Annotated in this window: 21 protein-coding genes; 6 read left to right on the top strand and 15 right to left on the bottom strand. The window is 60.7% G+C overall.

Features of this window, described 5'->3' with window-relative positions:
- Positions 1-108 precede the first annotated feature (108 nt).
- The 6 genes from PP263_RS20650 to PP263_RS20675 form a co-directional block, all read right to left on the bottom strand.
- On the bottom strand, positions 109-468 hold the full coding sequence (locus PP263_RS20650) for a hypothetical protein (protein ID WP_308365944.1): 360 nt from the start codon (positions 466-468) through the stop codon (positions 109-111).
- A 107-nt stretch (positions 469-575) separates the two neighbouring features.
- The gene (locus PP263_RS20655) at positions 576-1,202 is read right to left on the bottom strand and encodes a LysE family translocator (protein ID WP_308365945.1); all 627 of its coding nucleotides are present in this window, start codon (positions 1,200-1,202) and stop codon (positions 576-578) included.
- Positions 1,203-1,673: 471 nt separating this feature from the next.
- Positions 1,674-1,859, bottom strand: a complete 186-nt coding sequence (locus PP263_RS20660) for a hypothetical protein (RefSeq protein WP_308365946.1) — start codon at positions 1,857-1,859, stop codon at positions 1,674-1,676.
- A 196-nt stretch (positions 1,860-2,055) separates the two neighbouring features.
- Positions 2,056-2,295, bottom strand: a complete 240-nt coding sequence (locus tag PP263_RS20665; protein WP_308365947.1) for a hypothetical protein — start codon at positions 2,293-2,295, stop codon at positions 2,056-2,058.
- Between the two features lie 555 nt (positions 2,296-2,850).
- Entirely contained in the window at positions 2,851-3,078 is a 228-nt protein-coding gene (locus tag PP263_RS20670) for a zf-HC2 domain-containing protein (RefSeq protein WP_308365948.1), read from the bottom strand.
- Complete coding sequence (locus PP263_RS20675) at positions 3,075-3,701, bottom strand: RNA polymerase factor sigma-70 (protein WP_308365949.1); 627 nt, start codon at positions 3,699-3,701, stop codon at positions 3,075-3,077. Before PP263_RS20675 ends, PP263_RS20670 begins: the two co-directional genes overlap by 4 nt.
- Positions 3,702-3,853: 152 nt before the next feature.
- Here PP263_RS20675 and PP263_RS20680 point away from each other — a divergent pair, with 152 nt between their 5' ends.
- On the top strand, positions 3,854-4,342 hold the full coding sequence (locus PP263_RS20680) for a DUF411 domain-containing protein (protein ID WP_308365950.1): 489 nt from the start codon (positions 3,854-3,856) through the stop codon (positions 4,340-4,342).
- An 81-nt stretch (positions 4,343-4,423) separates the two neighbouring features.
- A complete protein-coding gene (locus PP263_RS20685) occupies positions 4,424-5,230 on the top strand; it encodes a class III extradiol ring-cleavage dioxygenase (protein ID WP_308365951.1) in 807 nt (268 codons plus the stop codon).
- A gap of 77 nt (positions 5,231-5,307) precedes the next feature.
- Here the strand turns inward: PP263_RS20685 and PP263_RS20690 are convergent, their stop codons facing one another.
- The 5 genes from PP263_RS20690 to PP263_RS20710 form a co-directional block, all read right to left on the bottom strand.
- Positions 5,308-5,751, bottom strand: coding sequence for a pseudoazurin (locus PP263_RS20690; RefSeq protein WP_308365952.1), 444 nt, complete (start codon positions 5,749-5,751; stop codon positions 5,308-5,310).
- Between the two features lie 303 nt (positions 5,752-6,054).
- On the bottom strand, positions 6,055-6,801 hold the full coding sequence (locus PP263_RS20695) for an NAD(P)H-dependent oxidoreductase (RefSeq protein WP_308365954.1): 747 nt from the start codon (positions 6,799-6,801) through the stop codon (positions 6,055-6,057).
- 329 nt (positions 6,802-7,130) lie between these two features.
- Positions 7,131-7,460: a hypothetical protein gene (locus PP263_RS20700; protein ID WP_308365956.1), complete on the bottom strand. Its 330-nt coding sequence runs from the start codon at positions 7,458-7,460 to the stop codon at positions 7,131-7,133.
- A 617-nt stretch (positions 7,461-8,077) separates the two neighbouring features.
- Entirely contained in the window at positions 8,078-8,458 is a 381-nt protein-coding gene (locus PP263_RS20705; protein WP_308365957.1) for a DUF2282 domain-containing protein, read from the bottom strand.
- Positions 8,459-8,642: 184 nt separating this feature from the next.
- Positions 8,643-10,898: a thioredoxin domain-containing protein gene (locus tag PP263_RS20710; protein WP_308365958.1), complete on the bottom strand. Its 2,256-nt coding sequence runs from the start codon at positions 10,896-10,898 to the stop codon at positions 8,643-8,645.
- A gap of 385 nt (positions 10,899-11,283) precedes the next feature.
- Between PP263_RS20710 and PP263_RS20715 the strand changes: the two genes are divergently transcribed.
- The 4 genes from PP263_RS20715 (at position 11,284) to PP263_RS20730 (ending at position 13,939) form a co-directional block, all read left to right on the top strand.
- A complete protein-coding gene (locus tag PP263_RS20715) occupies positions 11,284-11,520 on the top strand; it encodes a hypothetical protein (RefSeq protein WP_308365959.1) in 237 nt (78 codons plus the stop codon).
- A 68-nt stretch (positions 11,521-11,588) separates the two neighbouring features.
- A complete protein-coding gene (locus tag PP263_RS20720; protein WP_308365960.1) occupies positions 11,589-12,434 on the top strand; it encodes a PA4780 family RIO1-like protein kinase in 846 nt (281 codons plus the stop codon).
- Between the two features lie 185 nt (positions 12,435-12,619).
- On the top strand, positions 12,620-13,705 hold the full coding sequence (locus PP263_RS20725) for a linear amide C-N hydrolase (protein WP_308368648.1): 1,086 nt from the start codon (positions 12,620-12,622) through the stop codon (positions 13,703-13,705).
- Between the two features lie 87 nt (positions 13,706-13,792).
- On the top strand, positions 13,793-13,939 hold the full coding sequence (locus tag PP263_RS20730; protein WP_308365961.1) for a hypothetical protein: 147 nt from the start codon (positions 13,793-13,795) through the stop codon (positions 13,937-13,939).
- 29 nt (positions 13,940-13,968) lie between these two features.
- On the opposite strand, the gene PP263_RS20735 is transcribed toward PP263_RS20730, so the two are convergent.
- From PP263_RS20735 to PP263_RS20750, 4 genes are all read right to left on the bottom strand, one after another.
- Positions 13,969-14,358 (bottom strand): YkvA family protein, encoded by a 390-nt coding sequence (locus PP263_RS20735; protein ID WP_308365962.1) that lies wholly within the window; start codon positions 14,356-14,358, stop codon positions 13,969-13,971.
- Between the two features lie 93 nt (positions 14,359-14,451).
- A complete protein-coding gene (locus PP263_RS20740; protein WP_308365963.1) occupies positions 14,452-14,667 on the bottom strand; it encodes a hypothetical protein in 216 nt (71 codons plus the stop codon).
- On the bottom strand, positions 14,667-17,831 hold the full coding sequence (locus PP263_RS20745; RefSeq protein WP_308365964.1) for a CusA/CzcA family heavy metal efflux RND transporter: 3,165 nt from the start codon (positions 17,829-17,831) through the stop codon (positions 14,667-14,669). Before PP263_RS20745 ends, PP263_RS20740 begins: the two co-directional genes overlap by 1 nt.
- On the bottom strand, positions 17,825-19,354 hold the full coding sequence (locus PP263_RS20750; RefSeq protein ID WP_308365966.1) for an efflux RND transporter periplasmic adaptor subunit: 1,530 nt from the start codon (positions 19,352-19,354) through the stop codon (positions 17,825-17,827). The genes PP263_RS20745 and PP263_RS20750 overlap by 7 nt, the downstream gene beginning before the upstream one ends.
- Positions 19,355-19,441 lie beyond the last annotated feature (87 nt).

The following is a 19,441-nucleotide window of genomic DNA, read 5'->3' on the forward strand; positions in this document are numbered from 1 at the left end:
ATTTGCTGCGTTCACATGCGGCAGGAATTGAGTTGTATAACCCAAGCAGCAGAGGCGTGGCGTGTTTTACGCATATAATTAATCAAATTATTAGATGCCCACACCACCTCAGTCACCATATGACTCGATTCGGCGAACTCGATTGCACTTCACTGAGGTGAACTCGATGACGTGGCAGAATCGTTGTTCACTTTTCCCTCGCTTGGCATTCCCATTGACGGCGCCCACCTTTCCGTGGGACATAACGTGATCAACTGTCAGGCTGGTCGGTTTGTTCATCACGCCAACCTGATCCAGGATGGCTTCTGAGGTCGTCGCGGTGCCGCCCACATAACTCCATACAGCTTCAGAATCGAGAATGGAAGAAAGAAAATCGGTGTCTCGAGTGTCCAACGCGATAGCGATATCTTCCACCATCTTGTTTTTAGGCGAGTTGCCACAATCCATGCTGCGGTTTACCTGTGCCATCTGCATTTCTCCTTTGAATATCCAACGTTTGCAGTGCGCGCGACCTTGGAATGGAGCCGAAGGCGCAATGTAAAGGGCGTCGCTATGCCTGCACTGGTTAGCCGCTTTTACGCGGGGCGCTTAGCAAGCAGGGCCCACACCCCTGCTGACGAAAGCAATGACCCACCAACAAAGTTGAAGCGGCGCTGAGCGAGCGGAGAAGTAAGTACTTTGCGCGCTGAAGCGGCGAACATGGCATACAAGGTTGCATTGAGCGTCGCTAAACCCACAAAGGTGGCCGCAAGTATCCAAAGCTGTTGTCCAGCATTCGCACTAGGGGTGATAAATTGGGGTAAAAAGGCGACGAAGAAAATTATGCCCTTTGGGTTTAATGCTGTAACAAGGTAGGTGTTGGCGAACAGCTTCCAGCGCGATCCTGATGCGACAGGTGTGGCAGCCTCCGTCGATGATATACCTGCGCGGAGGAGTCTTATACCCATGTAAAGTAGATACAACCCACCAATCCACTTGATTACCGTGAACCAAAAGGCCGAAGTTGACAATATTGCGCCGAGGCCGAGAAGTGAAAAAACGAGAGCTGTTGAATCACCTAAGGCTACAGCAGCGACGAGAGGTATATTTGCACTTCGGCCTTGCGCAATTGAGTAGCTGACCACAGTCAAAATCGTCGGTCCAGGTATAGTGAGTAAGGCTGTGGACGCGATAGCGAAGGTAAACCAAACTTCGATGGGCATGAGGCAATATCTCCTTAATCGGTTAACGTCAGCATCAGTGTGACGGTTGGTGTTGTTCACTGCATCGTCATTTTAAGCGTAGAATTATCTTCCCTCCCGGCCTTTACGCTGGCAAATGATATAGGCATGTAGTTCTGGATACTGATCGTACTCCAAATGTCTGCACACCGAGCCAGCCTCTGTGACAAGCTCCAAGGTTCGTGGAATCCCTACAGTGCTATGGTACATCGGTGGACCCATATGAGAATTTGTCGTCTCCGAGGGATTTTCGGTGCCGCCGACGGTGAAGGCAGCAACACCGCCGGGATTGAGTCCTGTGAGGATCTTTAGCAGGTCAGTGAAAGCGATAGCCCTCTCATGTTGGGCGATGCCGTTTTCCCGTGGGAATTGGCCGCTATCCCAGTGGCTGGGGATTTGGTCGTAGCTGTTTCTGACATCTTGAATGCCTGAGCGTGCCCTTGATGACGGTGGCTAGCTGGTATGGTCATTGCCGTTCTTGTTAGTAGCAAAGGCAACTCCTGCGCCAAGGGGTATGCCAAATGTGGCTCCCAGAACGATTGCCATGCCGTTGGCTCCAAGCATCGGGTCGACGACTATGCCGATGAGGGCACCAACCACAAGACCAGTTCCGGAACCGGCAGCGAGTTTCTTGTTCATCACATCACCCTCCAGAGAAGAGAAACAACGTTGCTGATCTGTGGCTCAGTCACCGCGACTTGGTGCTGTGCTGCTTAACGTTGCCAGCTGCGACGGTTGTAGCGCTTTTAGCGCAAAGCGCGTTGCGTAAACCGTCCGCCAGCCTGGCCTGGTTAAGTGCGGCCACCGGAACCTCGAATGTTTAGGACAATCTGTCTTAGAAGTTTATGCGATGACTACCAGACCAACTGAAAATTGTAAACCCCAGCAAAGCGGCTCCTATCGGCATGATTGCATTTCCTAAACTAAAATTATCTCTATATCCAAGATCATGATCTCCGATCAGGTAAACCGCCATTCCAATTATTACTAAACCCGAAACGGCACTTACCCATCGGATAATACTTTGCTGTTTTTCAAGCTTTTCGAACTTTATGAGTATTTCTTCGGTATTCATTTCTTATTGCACTTAACAGTTTTATTCACGAGCCACTGGCTCTTTATCACCAGGCTTGTACGCTGGCGCCAAATCCATCATAGAGAAGTTTTTCTATTAAAATCAATTGGATAGGTAATATTTTTACTATGGATTCAAAGTAAAACGAGCCCGGTGCGCTGGTGTTCTTTTATGTTCGTGGCTCCAAGTCTCAGTATTACCCCCTGTAAAGTCAACCACTTACAGATCGTTTACCGATGAACAAGAGCCACTGGCTTCTGAACACGGGCTTGACACAAGTCCCGCGGCACAAATGCTGTCTTCCATTGCGTATGCCGGGGCTTTCTATGGCGCGGGAGCAAGGTACTGGACAGTGTTTCGAGCACTGTCACCAATGAGTCGAGGGGGCTGCAGGGACTGGAGCAGGTGCTTCTGTCGAATGGTTGTGCTATGCGTGAAGAGGCCACGGGCAGTCGGTTGGGAGCTGCGCGAAAGCGGGGCGCGCGACATCCGCTGTTTGTGGAACCACTAGTCTCCCCAGCGCCTCGGTGAAATCACGGATGCTCCCGGTGACTGTCAGGATTTGTCTGTTTTCTTTTTTTTCGGGTGCCGGGAGGAGTCTTCATCTGTAGCGCCGCGAGCAAAGCTGCGGCTGATGCGGCGCAAGCTGTGCATCTGCTTTTCGAAGTTTCTGCAGCCGGTGCACATTAAGGTGTGTAGTTTCAGCGCGCTGCGTTCTTTAAAGGAAAGTTTGCGCTCTTGGGCTTCGGACAGCAGGCGTGTAGCCCGGCGGCAGTTCATCATCGTTCCTCTCCCCGGGAGAACCAGTTATTTTCCAGGCATTCGCGCAGGCGCAGGCGGGCGCGGTGCAGCATCACGTTGAGGTTGCTCACACTGATTTCCGTCGCGTCGCAAATCTCGTGGCTCTCCAGTTCAATGAATTCCCGCATCATAAACACTCGCGCCTGGCGCACCGGCAGGTGGTTGAGGCAGGTTTCGAAGATCCGCCAGAAGTGTTTGTCGTGTATTGCCGATTCGGGATCTGCCCAGTGTGCGGGGCGCTCCTGGGTGTGCCAGTGGCCGCGCTGGTCGAACAGTTCGTCGAAGTCGCTTTCCCCTTCGCCCTCGCGCAGCAGGCTGCTGGCCTCCACCAGACGGTGGCGGCTGCGCAGTATGTCGGCGATCTTGTTCTTGAGAATGGCGAACACCCAGGATTTCAACGCCGAGCGCCCGCCGAAGGAGCGTGCGTTTTTCATCGCGCCCATCAGCGCCTCCTGTACCGCGTCTTCCGCCAGGTGCGCGTCGCCCAGTTGCACGCTGGCGAAGCGGTGCATCTGCTCGCGCAGTTCCCGCAGAAAGGCGTCGTCGGCCAGTGCCTGGGTCGCTGTGTCCCGCACCGGCTCGCCAGCGGTGTTGTCGATAGTCATGGTTTCTCCATTGGTCGTGCGATCCCCGAAATCTGTTACACCCAGGTCTGCCAGTGAGCTATTGTACAGCTACTCCGCTTGGACAAGCGGCCGATAAAAATGCCCCTGCTATACTTCGCCCATCACAATAAGCCGCCGCCAGGGTGCCCTTTATGTGCAAGCGCTTTCTCTTCAGTTTCCTGCCCGCCGCTCTGACATTGCTGCTCGGCGCCTGCAGCAGCCAGCCGCTCGCGAATTCCGCCGAAGATACCATGGTGGTGCACCAGGGGGCTTTCTGCGGTTGCTGCGGTCGCTGGATGGATCACCTGAGGCGGAATGGACTGGCGGCGCGCGGCCAGAGTTACACCCACGGCCTGGCGGAGGTCAGGGACAGGCTGGGCGTGCCGCAGGGAATGCGCAGCTGTCACACCGGAGTGTGGAACGGCAAGTACGTATTCGAGGGCCATGTGCCGGCCAGGTATATCCGCGAGTACCTGGAGAATCCGCCCCCTGGCACCATCGGCCTGGCGGTGCCCGGCATGCCGGTGGGCAGCCCGGGCATGTATTCCGGCGATGGGTTTGAGCCCTACAGTCTTTACCTGCTGGAGGAGGGCGGGGATTACCGCTTCCTTACCAAGGTCTCCGAACCGGAGGGGAGCTGACCCTGCGTTTGAACCGCTCCCGCAACCTGCCCGTAGGGCGCCCCGCCTGTATACCCAACCGCTACTCCCAGGATTACAGATATGACACGCCAACCCGTCTTCTACCTGACCCACGGCGGAGGTCCCTGTTTCTGGATGGAATTTCCGGAGCCCTTCGGCGCGCACGCCTATGACCGGTTCAGGGATTATTTTTCAGGGCTGATCGCCTCGCTGTCCGCGCGCCCGGAGGCGGTGCTGGTGGTCTCGGCCCACTGGGAGGAACGGATTCCCACCGTCAGTCTGTCCGCGGCACCGCCGATGATTTACGACTACTACGGCTTCCCCCCACATACCTATCAGCTGGAGTACCCGGCTCCCGGTGCGCCCGAAGTCGCCGGGCGTGCACTAGAGCTGCTGCAGAGCGCGGGTATCGCCGCTGGCGCTGATGAGCACCGGGGCTTCGATCACGGGGTGTTCGTACCGATGATGATTATCGATCCCGAAGCCCGGCTGCCGGTGGCTACGCTTTCTCTCAAGGATAACCTGGACCCGGCACAGCACCTGGCGATCGGCTCGGCCCTGGCGCCGCTGCGCGATGAGGGCGTACTGATCCTTGGCAGCGGCAGTAGCTACCACAACCTGCGCGATATTTTCCGGGGCGACGGCTGGGCTTCGATCGAGTTCGACGCATGGCTGCACGAAACCGTCGCCCTGCCTCCCGCCGACCGCGATGCCCACCTCTGCGACTGGACCTCGGCGCCGGGCGCCCGCGCCAGCCATCCGCGCCCGGACCACCTGCTTCCCCTGATGGTCGCCGCTGGCGCCGCGGGGGACGACAGGGGATGGGGGACCTTCCGCGATATGATCGGGGGCAAGAACTATTCCTGTTTTGCTTTCGGCAGTCTTTGAGTTGCCGCTACCGGCATTTTCCACGAAAGGTTTGCAGCCCTGCTTCCTGCGGCACGGCCACCGCCGGTTCGAATTCCTTATTCCACTTTCTCCAGGTATCGGTTTAGACGGTCCTTGTTTACGGCAATCCGACCGCTTATGGCCTGTGCCTGCTGTTGCGCCGCGCTCAGGTTTTTCGCCTGCCCCACCTGGATAACGCCCACCATGCCCAGGGCCAGGTGGGGATCACACTGGTAAAGGTAGATGCCCTCCTGCTCCAGGGTGACGGTGACTTTCTCGCCCATACCGCCGTTCCAACTGGTGCCATTTTCAGGGGAGAGGATGGAGTGAGAGTTGTGCGCGGCATCGGTAGGCAGAAATATCACGGTATCCCCCGGCTGCACGGCGAGATAGGCCGGCTCGAAGGTCATCATGCCGTCCCGGCCCTGGTTGAGCATTTGGATCTTATGCTCGGCAGCCAGCGCGGGTGCGGAAATGAGGGCGAATGCCAGCACTGCTTTGGAGAAAAGATGTAAGGGCATGATGGGCTTCCGTTAGGTGTGGGTTGGGAATGTGAGTGCCTGAAACCGCAAATTTGGCGCCGGTTCAGGTCGCGGACGATGGTAGCGCGGAGGACTTTTCGAGGCTTGATCTGGATCAACAGGGCGGCCGGGGGCGAGCGCCGCTGGATAGCGCCGGTAGCGGACGTCGTCGTTTTCGCCTTTCAGCGTGGTGGTGCTTAGCCTGCCAATGTTGCGCGAAGCCTATCGACCAAGCGACGGATGACTGGAAAAGGTGGTTTGCCTGTGTGGGTTTGCGCTCCTGCCGGCGCCTGTCTCAACAGTTTACCGGTAGTCCGGATTCGGATAGTCAAACCGGCAGCCTGCCTCCCACTCCGAACGCTGGTTGCCGTGGGCAGGGATACCGCCATTGTCGCGGAGCAGCCGCGCCAAGTGCATCAGGTTCCAGGTCATGAAGGTGGTGTTGCGGTTGGTGAAGTCGTTTTCCGGCCCGCCGGACTCCGGGTCCCGGTAGGATGGCCCGGGCCCGGCTTCGCCGACCCAGGCTGCATCCGCCTGCGGGGGGATTGCGAATCCGAGGTGCTGCAATGAATAGAGAATATTCATTGCGCAATGCTTGGCACCGTCTTCATTGCCGGTGACCAGGCAGCCGCCGACACGGCCGTAATAGGCGTACTGGCCCTTCTCATTGAGCTCCGCTGAATTCGCGTAGAGCCGCTCAATCGTTCTGGTACAGACGGAGGACTTTTCACCCAGCCAGACCGGGGTGGTGATTACCAGAATATCCGCTTCCTTAACCTGTCGGTAGAGCCCGGGCCACTCGTCCTTTATCCAGCCATGCTCGGTCATGTCGGGATAGATGCCGAAAGCAATATTTCGGTCAACGGGGCGGATCACCTCTACGGAAACGCCATTCTTTTCCATAATCGCCCGGGAAATCGCGATCAGGCCGTCGGTATGGGAGAGCTCGGGGGACAGCTTCAAAGTGCAGTTCAGGAACAGGGCCTTCAGGTCGCTGAAATCCCACCGGCTGGATTCGCACTGCTGCCGTTGTTTTTCGTTGAGTTCCATCTCTGGTGGCTCCGGGAAGGGTTCAGCCAGTGAGCATAGGGGAAGCGTACGGCTGAAGCCTGCCCGGACAAGGATTCACCGGACAATATTGGGCCTTATGTTAGGTGCCAGACCGATCATTAGGCCTCTGATAAATTCATTTCGTCACCCGGCGCAGGCCGGAGTCCAGAGAAATCGAGAGTCTCTGGATTCCGGCTTTCGCCGGAATGACGATCCTTTAGGAAATTCGGGCCATGAAAAATGTCGCCGTCAGGGGATACTACTGGACCGCCATCGTCAAGGTCTGGCGTGGAATTGCATCTATTCGGAAAGCTGCAGGACCGAAAATGTCAGTTAGCCACCCTGGCCTGCTGCAGTTCGGCGTAATCCAGGTAGTAGGACATGTATTTATGCATCGCCTGAAAGGCTTCGACGCTTCCATTCATTGCGCGATCGAACCGCCTGTCACAAGCGATGATCTGAGCCATTCCCAGGTGGTAATCCCGATCCGTATGCCTGCGCAGTGATTCTGCGGCAACCTCGGCCATTTTTCCCGCGTTCGCCACCGGAACGCCGTGATCGACCACAGCTTCGCGGAAAGTCATTTTGAATTGGCTGTAGTGTGGCTCCTTGGTACTGAAGAACTCGATCGCCCGGTAGATTCTCTGTGCCGTTGTCATGGTATCCCCCAAATTCGAGCGGCGCATACTAATGGACGGCGGCGGAAAGCCAAATAGGCATGGCCTACAACTGCATGAGTTTGGCGACAATTTTTATCGGGGCGCCCCGCATCGGCGATTCCTCACCGCGACTTCGGAAGGAAGCCCTGAAAAACAACCGCGCGTGCGCCTGGCGGCGGCCGGCGGTGCTCGAAATAACCGACTGGAGGATTCACTCCGATTGGCGCTGACTTACTAATAAGGCGGCGTAGATATTGCGGCGTCGATATTGCGGTGCAGGGTTTGCAGGTATTCATTGGTGTGAGCGGTCCACCCGGTCTCTATGCCCAGTCACCGCTTTGCGGGCAGAGGAGTCTCCCGGGGACGAAAAGCTCACGTCCTTGGAGGAGTTTACCGGCGCGGTGGTGAGCGATCGAGGCGAGGTGCGTGACCATCCCGCCTATCGCCGCTTCCTTCACGCAGGCTATAGCTCAGAGCAGGCGCTGGAGGTGGTTCTCGGAGTGGCCCAGAAAACCCTCAGCAACTATTCGAACCACCTGTTGGAGGTGAGGCGTTGGAGAGCGAGCGCTGCAATGTGAAAGTGGATCTGCTGCCGTTTGTAGCGCTCCCTGTCCGGTTTAGGCACTCTTCTCCTCGAACTCCTCGAGCTGGCCCTTGCCTGTGGGCGAGGTGGCGGAGGGGATTTGCTCACAGGTGCCCTTGGGCACGTATTTCCACGCGTTGCCCTGGTAGTCCTTGGTGGAGGAGCCCGAGCAGGTTGTGCCGGGGCCGGCTTTGCAGTCATTTTTGCCGGCCAGGGCCACGCCGTAGCATTTCTCCATGTTTTCCTTATCTTTCATATCTGACATGCCGTTTTCCCGGCCTTTCTGCATCCCGTTTTCCATGCCTCTTTCCGTGCCTTTTTCGTCGCCTCTGCGGTCACAGGATGGGAGGGCGGCGATCGCTACCGCGGCGCTCAGGGCGAGGGCCAGGGAAGCGGGGGTCAGCTTGCGATTCATGTTTGTACTCCTGTTCGATATGGATTGGAAGTCATCGGCGTCCCCCCTGGCCAGGTAGACCGGGAGGTCCCGAATAATTCATAGTAGCCGGAGAACGGCCCGTTACATCTAAAGTGTAGATATTGAGACCATTTCGTCACTTTTCGTGTGAAATTATTAGTCTGGGCGAAGGTTTCCGACCGCATCAATCCCTATTCCACAGGGGCTCGACCTTGCGGATCTGTCGGGAGAAGACCGCGCTGTCCTGCGCCGGCAGTTCGCATGCGCCCTGCTCGCACACATAGGCGGTGGCCTTGCCGGCCAGTGCCTTCTTGCCTTCCAGCAGTGGGATCAGCTTCGTCTGGCGCGCCAGTTCGCGGCCTTGTTCCACCACGGCGAGTACCCGGTTGGGCAGGAAGGTGCGCCGCAGTTCCGCGAGCATGGGCGCGGCGCTGTCCTTCTCCCCCTCCGGGGTGACGATAATGATTTCCTTGGCCCTGTCGCGATAGAAGGCCAGGGCCAGCATCATTTCCGACAGGGCCAGGGGGGTGGCCTCCAGGCTGCCGGCGAAGTCGCGCAGGCCCTTTTCCGCGCGCTGGCGGAAGCGGTCGTCGGTGGTGAATTCGTGCAGGCGCAGCAGGTTGAGCAGGGCCACGGAATTGCCCGAGGGCTCGGCGCCGTCGAAGGCGGGTTTTTCCCGGGCGAGGAGTTTTTCGTGGTCGTCGCTGGTCATAAAGAAGCCGCCCCGCTTCTTGTCCTCGTAGTGTTTCCCCAGAGTTTCGTCCAGCGCCAGCGCCTGTTGCAGCCAGCGGAGTTCGCCGCTGGCCTCGTAGAGATCGAGCATCGCGGCGATGGTGAAGGCGTAGTCCTCCAGGTAGCCGTTGTGGCGCGCGCGGCCGTCCTTGAAGCTGCGGTAGAGACGGCCGCCCTCGTACAGATTGTCGAGCAGGAAAGCGGCTGCGGTTTTTGCGGTTTCGGTGTAGTCCGGCTCGTTCAGCACCAGCCCAGCCCGGGCGAAGGCGGAGATCATCAGGCCGTTCCAGGCGGTGAGGATTTTCTCGTCGCGGATGGGCGCCGGGCGTTGGGCGCGGGCTTGATAAAGTTTTTCACGGGCCGAGGCGAGCAGTAGTTGCGCGCGATGAACCGGAATTTCCAGTTCACCGGCAATGGCCGCCAGCGGTTCGGGCGCGTGCAGGATATTGCGCTTCTCGAAATTGCCCTTTTCACTGACCTGGTAGTAGCTTTTTGCCAGCAGTGCCTCTTCTTCATTCAACACCGCGTCCATCTCCGCCGGTGTCCAGGTGAAAAACCAACCCTCCTCGCGGTGCCCTTCCGGAGTGGGGCTGTCGGCATCGGTGGCGGAATAGAAGGCGCCGCCGGGAGCCGTCATATCCCGCTTTACATAGCGCAGGATATCCTCCGCCACGGTTTTGAACTGCGTGTCTCCGGTGACTTGGTAGGCCTCCAGATAGACGATCGCCAGCAGCGCATTGTCGTAGAGCATTATCTCGAAGTGCGGCACCAGCCACCGGGCATCGGTGGAGTAGCGGTGAAATCCGCCGCCCACCTGGTCGCGTATACCGCCGGCGGCCATTTTCTCCAGGGTGTTGGTGGCCATCTCCAGTACGGTCTTGTCGCCGCTATGGCGATAATGGCGCAGCAGCAGCCGGGCCGGCAGGCCGCTGGGAAACTTGGGCGCACCCTCGATACCGCCGTGTTGCGGGTCATACACCTGCCGGTATCGGGTTACCGCGGTTTGCAGCAGCTCCGCCTTCGGCAGCTCGCCGCTGGTTTGCGGCGCCAGTATCTGTTTGACCGCGCGGGTCAGTCCCTCACTGGATTGCGCCACCTTCTGCGGCTGCTGGTGGTAAATTTCCGCCAGTTGCCGCAGCAGGGTGAGAAAGCCGTAGCGGGCGCCGCGGTCGCCGTCGCGGGGCGGGATATAGGAATCGCCGTGAAAAGGCTTGCCCTCCGGTGTCAGCCACACGGTCATCGGCCAGCCGCCGCGGCCGGTGAGCGCCTGCACCGCGCTCATATACACCGCGTCTATATCCGGCCGCTCCTCCCGGTCCACCTTGATGGCGATATAGTGCTCATTCATGGCTTTGGCGATTTCCTCGTCCTCGAAGGATTCCTCCTCCATGACATGGCACCAGTGGCAGGTGGAATAGCCCACGCTGAGCAGGATTGGCCGGTCGAGTTTTTTCGCCGCGGCGAAGGCCTCCTCGCCCCAGGGGTACCAGTTCACCGGGTTGTGGGCGTGCTGCAGCAGGTAGGGGCTGGATTCCAGGAGCAGGCGGTTGGTGTATCTGGCCGAGCCATCCTCGTTCAGATGGCGGGTGCGCGGCCGGTAGTCCGCCCCCTTGTTGCGGTAGGCCGCCGCTATATCCCTGCGCAGGGTTTCGCCCTGGGGCCCGGCGCCGGGCAGCGCGGCTGGGGATGATGTGGGTTTCTGTGACATGCGGAGCTCCATCCCGATAGAGGCGCCGATCGTGCCGGCGCACAGCAACAGCAGCGCACCCCGCAGAACTTATCCTGCTGCGCATTGGGTTCACCTGTGGCTGGGAATCTGCCTGTGGTTGAATAATCAGGTTATGATGATATTTGCAGCGGTGCCACCCGGCCGTATGCTCGATATGGGCTTCCAGGCCGCGCTGGGGGCCTTATTGGCGAGACACCGTCCGTCCGTCAGACCTTTATTCAGTGCCACCTAGAGGGCATATCCGCCCGATCGCCGAGCGCCTCATATGCGAGCCGGTGACGGTGAAAGTCGCCTTGACCCACGGTAGTTCCAGCATTTGTCAGCACTTCCATCGGGTGGTGGACGAGCCAGCGCGGTTCGAGGCTTGCTGCTCACCTATCTCTCCGAGTCCAGCGTGGTATTCTGCGACACCAAGCGCGAGACCCAGGAGGTCGCCAATATCCTGGGCGAGCACGGTTTCAGTGCCCCGACCGGGGAGGATGGCATCGCCAGCGATGAGGTGGGCAAGATCAAGGTTCAGGACGCGGCCAGGGTCGCACTGCAGAAACTGAGCGCGGGTAAGCTCAAGGGGCGCTCGTTCCGCGCCCGTAGAGTCACCTGAAAAGGCCTGCGCTTGGCTCGGCGATTTTCAATAGAACCTGAACTAGAGAGGACTGATTACCAAGAATCATGAAAGTACCCAAGAGATTACAACCGCTGGTCGACGACGGCATGATCGACGAGGTCATCGCCCAGTTGATGAGCGGCAAGGAAGCACAGGTGTATGTGGTGCGCTGCGGCGGCGACTTGCGCTGTGCCAAGGTCTTCAAGGAAGCCAGGCAGCGCAGCTTCAAACAGGCGGTGCAGTATCAGGAAGGCCGCAAGATGCGCAACAGCCGCCGCGCCCGGGCGATGTCGAAGAAGACCCGCTACGGCCAGAAAGAGCAGGAGCAGGCCTGGCTGAGTGCCGAGGTCGATGCCCTGTACCGGCTGGCGTCGGCCGGCGTGCGCGTCCCCCAGCCATACGGCTTCGTCGATGGCGTGCTGCTGATGGAGCTGGTGTCCGACGACGAGGGCTACGCCGCCCCGCGGCTGGATGACGTCACGCTGAGCGCGGAGCAGGCCCGCGATTACCATGGCCAGGTGATGGCCGACGTCGTGCGCATGCTGTGTGCCGGCTTGGTACATGGCGACCTTTCCGAGTTCAACGTGCTGGTGGACCGCCACGGCCCGGTGATCATCGATTTGCCCCAGGCGGTGGATGCAGCCGGCAACAACAATGCCGCCATGATGCTGGAACGCGATGTCGACAATATGTGTGCCTATTTCGGCCGCTTTGCCCCGGAACTATTGACGACCGATTACGGCAAGGAAATCTGGGCGCTTTATGAGGCGGGTGAACTGCACCCGGACAGCGCCCTCACCGGGCATTTCGAGCATGACACGAGCAGCGTCGACGTCGGGGACCTGATGGCCGTCATCGATGACGTTCGTGAAGAGCAGGCCGAGCGTATGGCGCCGGCTTGGGACGAGTAGGACGACGATTGATACAAGTAATTCAGGGGGCACGCAGGGCGATCAGGCGGCGAAACGGCGACAGTTGACGGAAAACTACCGCCGGACCTGGGCAAAATGGCATTTATTCTTCCTATACTTTTCCCTCAATGGGCGCCTGCGACGCGCCTCAATGGAGACGAGTAAGGAACATGCATTTGAAAAAGATGAAGTCCCTGTCCTGGGTTGCGCTAACCCTGTTCTCGACCGCGGCGGTGCTGCCCTCCGTGGCCCAGGCCTGCACCCGCACGCTCTACTCCGGGTCCGACGACATGGTGATCACCGGCCGCTCGATGGACTGGATGCAGGATATGCAGACGGACCTCTGGGCGTTTCCGCGCGGTATGGCGCGCAACGGCGCGGCCGGCCCGGATTCGCCGAAATGGGTGTCCAAATACGGCAGCGTTATCGCCTCGGCCTACAATATCGCCAGCGCCGACGGCATGAACGATCAGGGACTGGTCGCCAACCTGCTCTATCTCGCCGAGTCTGATTACGGCAAACAAGGCGATAAGCCGCCAATGTCGATCGGCCTGTGGGCACAGTACGTGCTCGACAATTACGCGACGGTCGCCGAAGCGGTAGAGGCGCTGCGGGCGCAGCCGTTCCGCATCATCGCGCCGAACCTGCCGAACGGCTCCGCCGCCGAGTTGCATCTCTCCATCTCCGATCCTTCCGGCGATTCGGCGATCTTCGAATACCTTGATGGCGATCTCGTCATTCATCACGGCAAACAGTACACGGTGATGACCAACTCGCCGAGCTACGATCAGCAGCTGGCGCTCAACAGCTACTGGGAGAAGATCGGTGGGCTCAAGTTCCTGCCCGGTACCAACAGCGCCGCCGACCGTTTCGCCCGCGCCTCGTTCCTGCTCGGAGCGGTTCCCGTAAAGACTGATCCGAACTTCATTTCGGCGGTCCCCGAGCAAACCTACGCCCACCAGGCAATCGCCGAGGTGATGTCGGTGATGCGCGCGGTCAGCGTACCGCTGGGCATCACCACGCCCGGTTCGCCGAACATCGCTTCCACCCTGTGGCGCACGGTCGCTGATCAGAAGAACAAGGTTTATTACTTCGATTCGTCCACGACCCCGAATGCGTTCTGGGTACCGATGGCAGATCTGGATCTCTCAAAAGGCGCCCCGGCGAAGAAGCTGGCGATTGCCGGCGGCAAGTATTACGCGGGCAATGCCGCAGAACACTTCGCGGAAGCCACCCCGTTCGAGTTCCTTCAGGCCGCCCCGGCGAAGTGATGTCTGCCGTCAGGCACGGCATCTGATCCGCGAGACGCAGGGCCGTAGGAAAGACTTAGGAAATTCCTCGGCAAACTCGACTATCCATTGCTGGTCGCCGCGGTACTGGCCGCATTCCTCGGCGCGTTGCTGGGCAACTACCAGCTGAAAAAAATAACCATGCCGGCCATTCGCCGCATTGTGGCTGGCCTATTGTTCGTGGTTGCACTGGGACTGGTTGGCGGGGTTTTCTGAGGTGCCGGATGTGGTGACGCTGTTGACCGTTATGCGCCGGACAAAAACCTCTGCTGAATCCAGTAGGCGAGTGCGGCGAGTGCGGCGATCCAGAAAATCACAATAAAAGCGCCAGCGCGGCGGTTTTTCGGCAGGGAAATCGGCTTCGCTTCCGCGCGGGCGCGCAATTCCCGCCACAGTTCCGGCGGCACCAGCCGTATCGCCAGCCAGATGCCCAGCGGAAGCAGGATCAGGTCGTCCAGGTAGCCGAGCACGGGGATAAAATCCGGAATCAGGTCGATGGGGCTGAGGGCGTAGGCGACTATTGCTAGAAGCACCAGCTTGGCGACCAGCGGCGTGCGCGGATCGCGACTCGCCAGGTAGAGTACCCGCAGCTGCAGTTTCATTTCCCGCGCGAAGCGCTTCAGCCGTGTGGGCATGGCGGTCAGTCCAACTTGGCTATTGGCAGGGATCGATCGCGGCCAGCGGCGGATGGCCGCCCCGCCGCTCCTACAGGGTAGGGGGCGATGCGATCAGGGTTTTCTGCCGAACAGGTATTTCAGCAGCGCCAGTATCGCCAGTACCAGCGCGACGAAAATCAGTATCCCGAATATCACACAGACCGCGACGCCCCAGCCTCCCATCGACATCATCATCATATCGCCGGGCTGCGCATTCGCGGCGCTGGCGCCGAGCAGCAGTGTCAGCGGCGCCACCAGTTTTGCCAGTAACTTTGTGCACGGATTCATTACCTTTTCCTCGTGGTTTTCCATTTCCAAAGTACGAAGATTCCCGGCATTACCAATAGCACAAATACCAGCGCGGACAGGGTGCCGCCCACCATTGGCGCGGCGATGCGTTTCATCACGTCGGCTCCGGTGCCGCCGCTGAGCATCACCGGAACCAGCGAGATCAGCAGGGTCAGGCTGGTCATCAGCATGGGGCGGATGCGGTGGGCGGCGCCCTGGGCCACTTCCTCGAGAAACAGTTCCCGGCTCATGTCCGGTACGCGCCGGCGGGCCTGTTCCAGGGCATGGTCCAGGTAGTGCAGCATCAAAAGCCCCATCTCCGCCGCCAGCCCGGCCATGGCGATGGCGCCGACCCACACCGCCACGCTGAGTTTGTAATCGAGCCCCCACAGCAGCCAGAAGGCGCCGATCAGCGACACGGGCACGGCGGCTAGTACGAACAGGGTGTCCGACATGCGGCCGCGGTGCAGGTAGAGCAGCAGGCATACGGCGAGCAGGGTCATCGGTACCAGCCAGGCGAGCCGCGCCTTGGCGCGTTCGAAGTACTGGTACTGCCCAGCCCAGCCCAGGCGCTGGCCGGGCACCAGGGATACCCGCTCCGCCACCACCTGTTTGGCCCGCGCTACGTAATCGGCCACGCCGAGCCCGCCCTTCAGGTCCACGAAAACCAGGCCCACCAACTGGCCGTCCTCGTTGCGGATCATGGGCGCGCCGCGGCGGTGTTCCAGATCTGCCAGTTGGCTCAGCGGCACCCAGCTGTCGCCGGGGGTGGGTACCAGGAGTTGCTCCACCTGTTCGGGGGAATCCCGGTAGTCGCGGGCGTAGCGCACCAGTACCGGGTAGCGCTCGCGGCCCTCCACCGTGCGGGTGGCGGTCAGGCCGCCGACGGCGGCCGCGATCACGTCCTCCACGTCCTCCACGTTGAGGCCGTAGCGGGCGGCGCCTTCGCGGTCGATATCGAAGTCGAGGAAGTAGCCACCGGTGAGGCGCTCGGCGAAAGCGCTGCGGGTTTCGCCTGCGGTGCGCTCGTCTTCCAGCAGAGCCTTTTCGATGGCCACCGCGGTCTCCTCTATCTGCTGCAGGTTGTCGCCGAATACCTTGATGCCGAGCTGGCTGCGGATGCCGGTGGCGAGCATCTCGGTGCGGGTCTGGATCGGCATCCACCAGATATTCGGCATACCCGGGTAGCGCAGTTTTTCATCCATTTCCGCGATCAGTTCGTCCCAGTCGAGTCCCGGCCGCCACTGGTCTTTGGGTTTCAGGGTGACCACTGTCTCCACCATGGACAGGGGCGCCGGGTCCGTGGCACTGGTGGAGCGGCCGATCTTGCCGAACACCCGCTCCACCTCCGGGAAGGATTTCAGTTCCGCGTCCATACGCTGCAGCACATCGCCCGCCTGGGTGATGGACATGCCCGGCAGGGCGGTGGGCATATACAGGATGCTGCCCTCATTCAGCGGCGGCATAAATTCCGAGCCCAGCTGCTTCAGCGGAATTGCGGTAAGCGCCAGTGCCAGCAGCGCCGCTACCACTACCTCCCGGGGGTGCGCGACACAGAAGCGGATGGCGGGGAGAAAGGTGTTGGTGAGTGCGCGGTTGACCGGGTTGTCTCCGGTGCGGACTTTGCCGCGGATCAGCAGCACCGCCAGCGCGGGGATCAGGGTCACCGCGAGCAGGGCGGCGAAGGCCATGCTGTAGGTCTTGGTGTAGGCCAGGGGTTTGAACAGCCTGCCCTCGGTGGCTTCCAGCGCGAATACCGGGAGGAAGGAGATGGTGATGATCACCAGCGAGAAAAAGATGCTGGGGCCCACCTCCTGCATGGCCTCGACGATCAGCCGCCGCCGATCGTCGCCCCCCGCGGCCGGTTTTTTGTGAGCGCCTGCGGCCAGTTTTTTATGGATGTTGTCCACCATCACCACCGCCGCGTCCACCATCGCGCCGATGGCCACGGCGATACCGCCGAGAGACATGATATTGGCGGTGAGCCCCTGCAGGGACAGCGGAATGAACGCCAACAGCACGGCCACCGGCAGGGTGATGACAGCCACCAGCGCCGAGCGCGCGTGCAGCAGGAACAGCGCGATAATCGCCGCCACCACCAGCATTTCCTCGATCAGCGTGTGCTTGAGGTTGTCGATGGCGCTCAGGATCAGCTCGGAGCGGTCGTAGGTGACAACCAGTTCCACGCCCTCGGGCAGGCCGGCTTTGGCTTCTTCGAGGCGCTGTTTGACACGCTCGATCACCGCCAGCGCGTTTTCCCCGTAGCGCATCACCACGATGCCGCCCACCGTCTGCCCCTCGCCATCCAGTTCCGCGAGGCCGCGCTGCATTGCGGGGCCCAGGGTGATATCCGCCACCTGGTCCAGGGTTACCGGTATCCGGTTGGCATCCATGCCGATCACCACCTGTGCCAGGTCGTCCACGTCGTCGATATAACCGCGCCCGCGCACGAAATGCTCGTGGCCGGCGATCTCCAGCACCCGCCCGCCGGTGTCGCCGTTGCTGCGGCGAATGGCGCTGATCACTTTGGCCAGGGGGATATCGAAAGTGGCCAGGCGGTAGGGGTCGATATGTACCTGGTACTCCTTTTCGAAACCGCCGATGGAGGCCACTTCCGCCACGCCCTCCACCGAGGTGAGCCAGTAGCGCAGCTTGAAGTCCTGCAGTGAACGCAGATCCGCCAGGCTGTGTTTGCCGCTCCTGTCCACCAGTGCGTATTGAAAAACCCAGCCCACCCCGGTGGCGTCCGGGCCCAGGGTCGGTTGCACGCCCTCCGGCAGTTGGTCCGCCACCTGGTTCAGATATTCCAGCACCCGGGATCTGGCCCAGTAGATATCGGTGCCATCCTCGAAGATGGCGTAGACGAAACTGAGCCCGAAGAAGCTCTGCCCGCGCACGAACTTCACCTTGGGCAGGCCCAGCAGTGCGGTGGACAGGGGGTAGGTGATCTGGTCCTCCACCAGGTCCGGGCTGCGCCCGGCCCACTCGGTCATGATGATCACCTGGGCGTCGGACAGGTCCGGTATCGCGTCCAGGGGCACCTTGGTCATGGCGCGGTAGCCGGCCAGCGCGGCCAGGGCCACCAGCACCAGGGTGATGCCGGGCTTGCCGGCGCAGAGCGCGATCAGTCGCGCGATGGCCCCCCTGGATTCGCCGCCTACCATTGCTGCATCCCCGACTTGAGCCGGCTCTCGGCGGCGATCAGGAAAACGCCGGAGGTGACGATGCGGTCTCCCTCCTCGAGGCCCGAGCGGATCACGATATGGTCGCCGTCGCTGTAGCCGGTGCGCACCGCGACCGGTTTCAGGCGGCCGTTGCCGAGATCCAGGAACACGATGCGCTTGTCGCCGGAAACCAGCACCGCATCCCGGGGCACCAGCAACAGTTCACCCAGGTCGGCGCGCACTTCGATATCGGCGAAGAGGCCGGGGCGCAGGTGCCCCTGCGGATTGTCCAGCGCCAGGCGCAGGCGGGCGCTGTGGCTTTTTGGGTCGAGAAAGGGGTCCAACTGGATCAGCTCGGCGGACATTTCCGCGCCGGGCACATTGGTCAGGCGCACCCGTGCCGGCATGCCCGCGCGCAGCAGCGGCAGCTGGTCCTCGTAGGCGAAGCCTTCCACCCACACGCGGCGCAGGTCCGCCAGGCGCAGCAGCTTTTCCCCTTTTTTGAACGCGGAACCGGCGACGATATTTTTTTCGATGATGACGCCGCTCTGCGGAGCGAAGATGGGCACGTAGTCCCGGGCTTCCCCCTGCTCGCGCAGCCACTGGATCTGGCGCGCGGACAGCCCCCAGAGCCGCAGGCGTTTGCGCGCCACCGCCTCGGTGGTTCCGCCGCGTTTGCTGGACTGCAGGTACTCGTCCTGCAGCGCCAGCAGTTCCGGGCTGTAGACGGTAAACAGCACATCGCCGCGGGCGATCTGCTTGCCTTCGAAATCCGCATCCAGTTTGCCGATCCAGCCGTCGAAACGCAGGCTGACATCCGCCAGGCGGGTCTCGTCGTAGGCCACCTGGCCCTGCAGGCGCAGGGGCAGCGCGAAGGGTCTGCGCACCACAGTGCCGGTTTTCACGCCGATGGCCTGGCGGCGGCCCTCGTCTATTGCGACACTGCCGCTCCCCAGCTCCTCGCGGCTCACCGGCGCCAGGTCCATGCCGCAGATGGGGCAGGTGCCCGGAGCGGCGGACTTGACCGAGGGGTGCATGGCGCAGGTGTAGTAGGCGGTATCGGATTTTCCCGGCTTTGACGTCAGGCGCAGGCCGGTGCGGCTGGTGGTCATATCGAACACCAGGTCCACGTGCTTGTCGTGGCCGGTGGCCACATCCACCGCCAGGGGCCAGGCGCCCTCCATGGACAGTTCGAACTCACCCTCGTAGACGCCGGCGGAAGTCTCCTCGATATCCGCCTGGGCGCGCATCGCGGGCATGGCGCCCATGGCCGGCATCTCCGCCACGGCGCGCACTTGAGCGCCTTCGACCGGGTTGTCTTTACCGTCGAGGACTTCTATGCGGATTTTGTTTTCCCCCACCCGCGGCCGCTCGGGGTCGATGGACACGGCGATACGAAAGGGGCCGGCCTCGATAAATTCCGCGGCGGTTTTTGCCGGGCGCTGGCTTTGCAGTGCCCAGTAGGAGAGCAGGGCTACGGCGAGCAGCGCCAGGGCGGCCGCCAGGTATTTGCCTTTATTCACAGGCTGTTTCCTTCGAGTTCTTTTCGCTTGTGTCTTTGTAGGAGCGGCCCATGGCCGCGATCGGCGTCTGCCATGTGGAGGGATCTA

Source organism: Microbulbifer sp. TB1203 (assembly GCF_030997045.1).
Taxonomy (GTDB): Bacteria; Pseudomonadota; Gammaproteobacteria; order Pseudomonadales; family Cellvibrionaceae; genus Microbulbifer.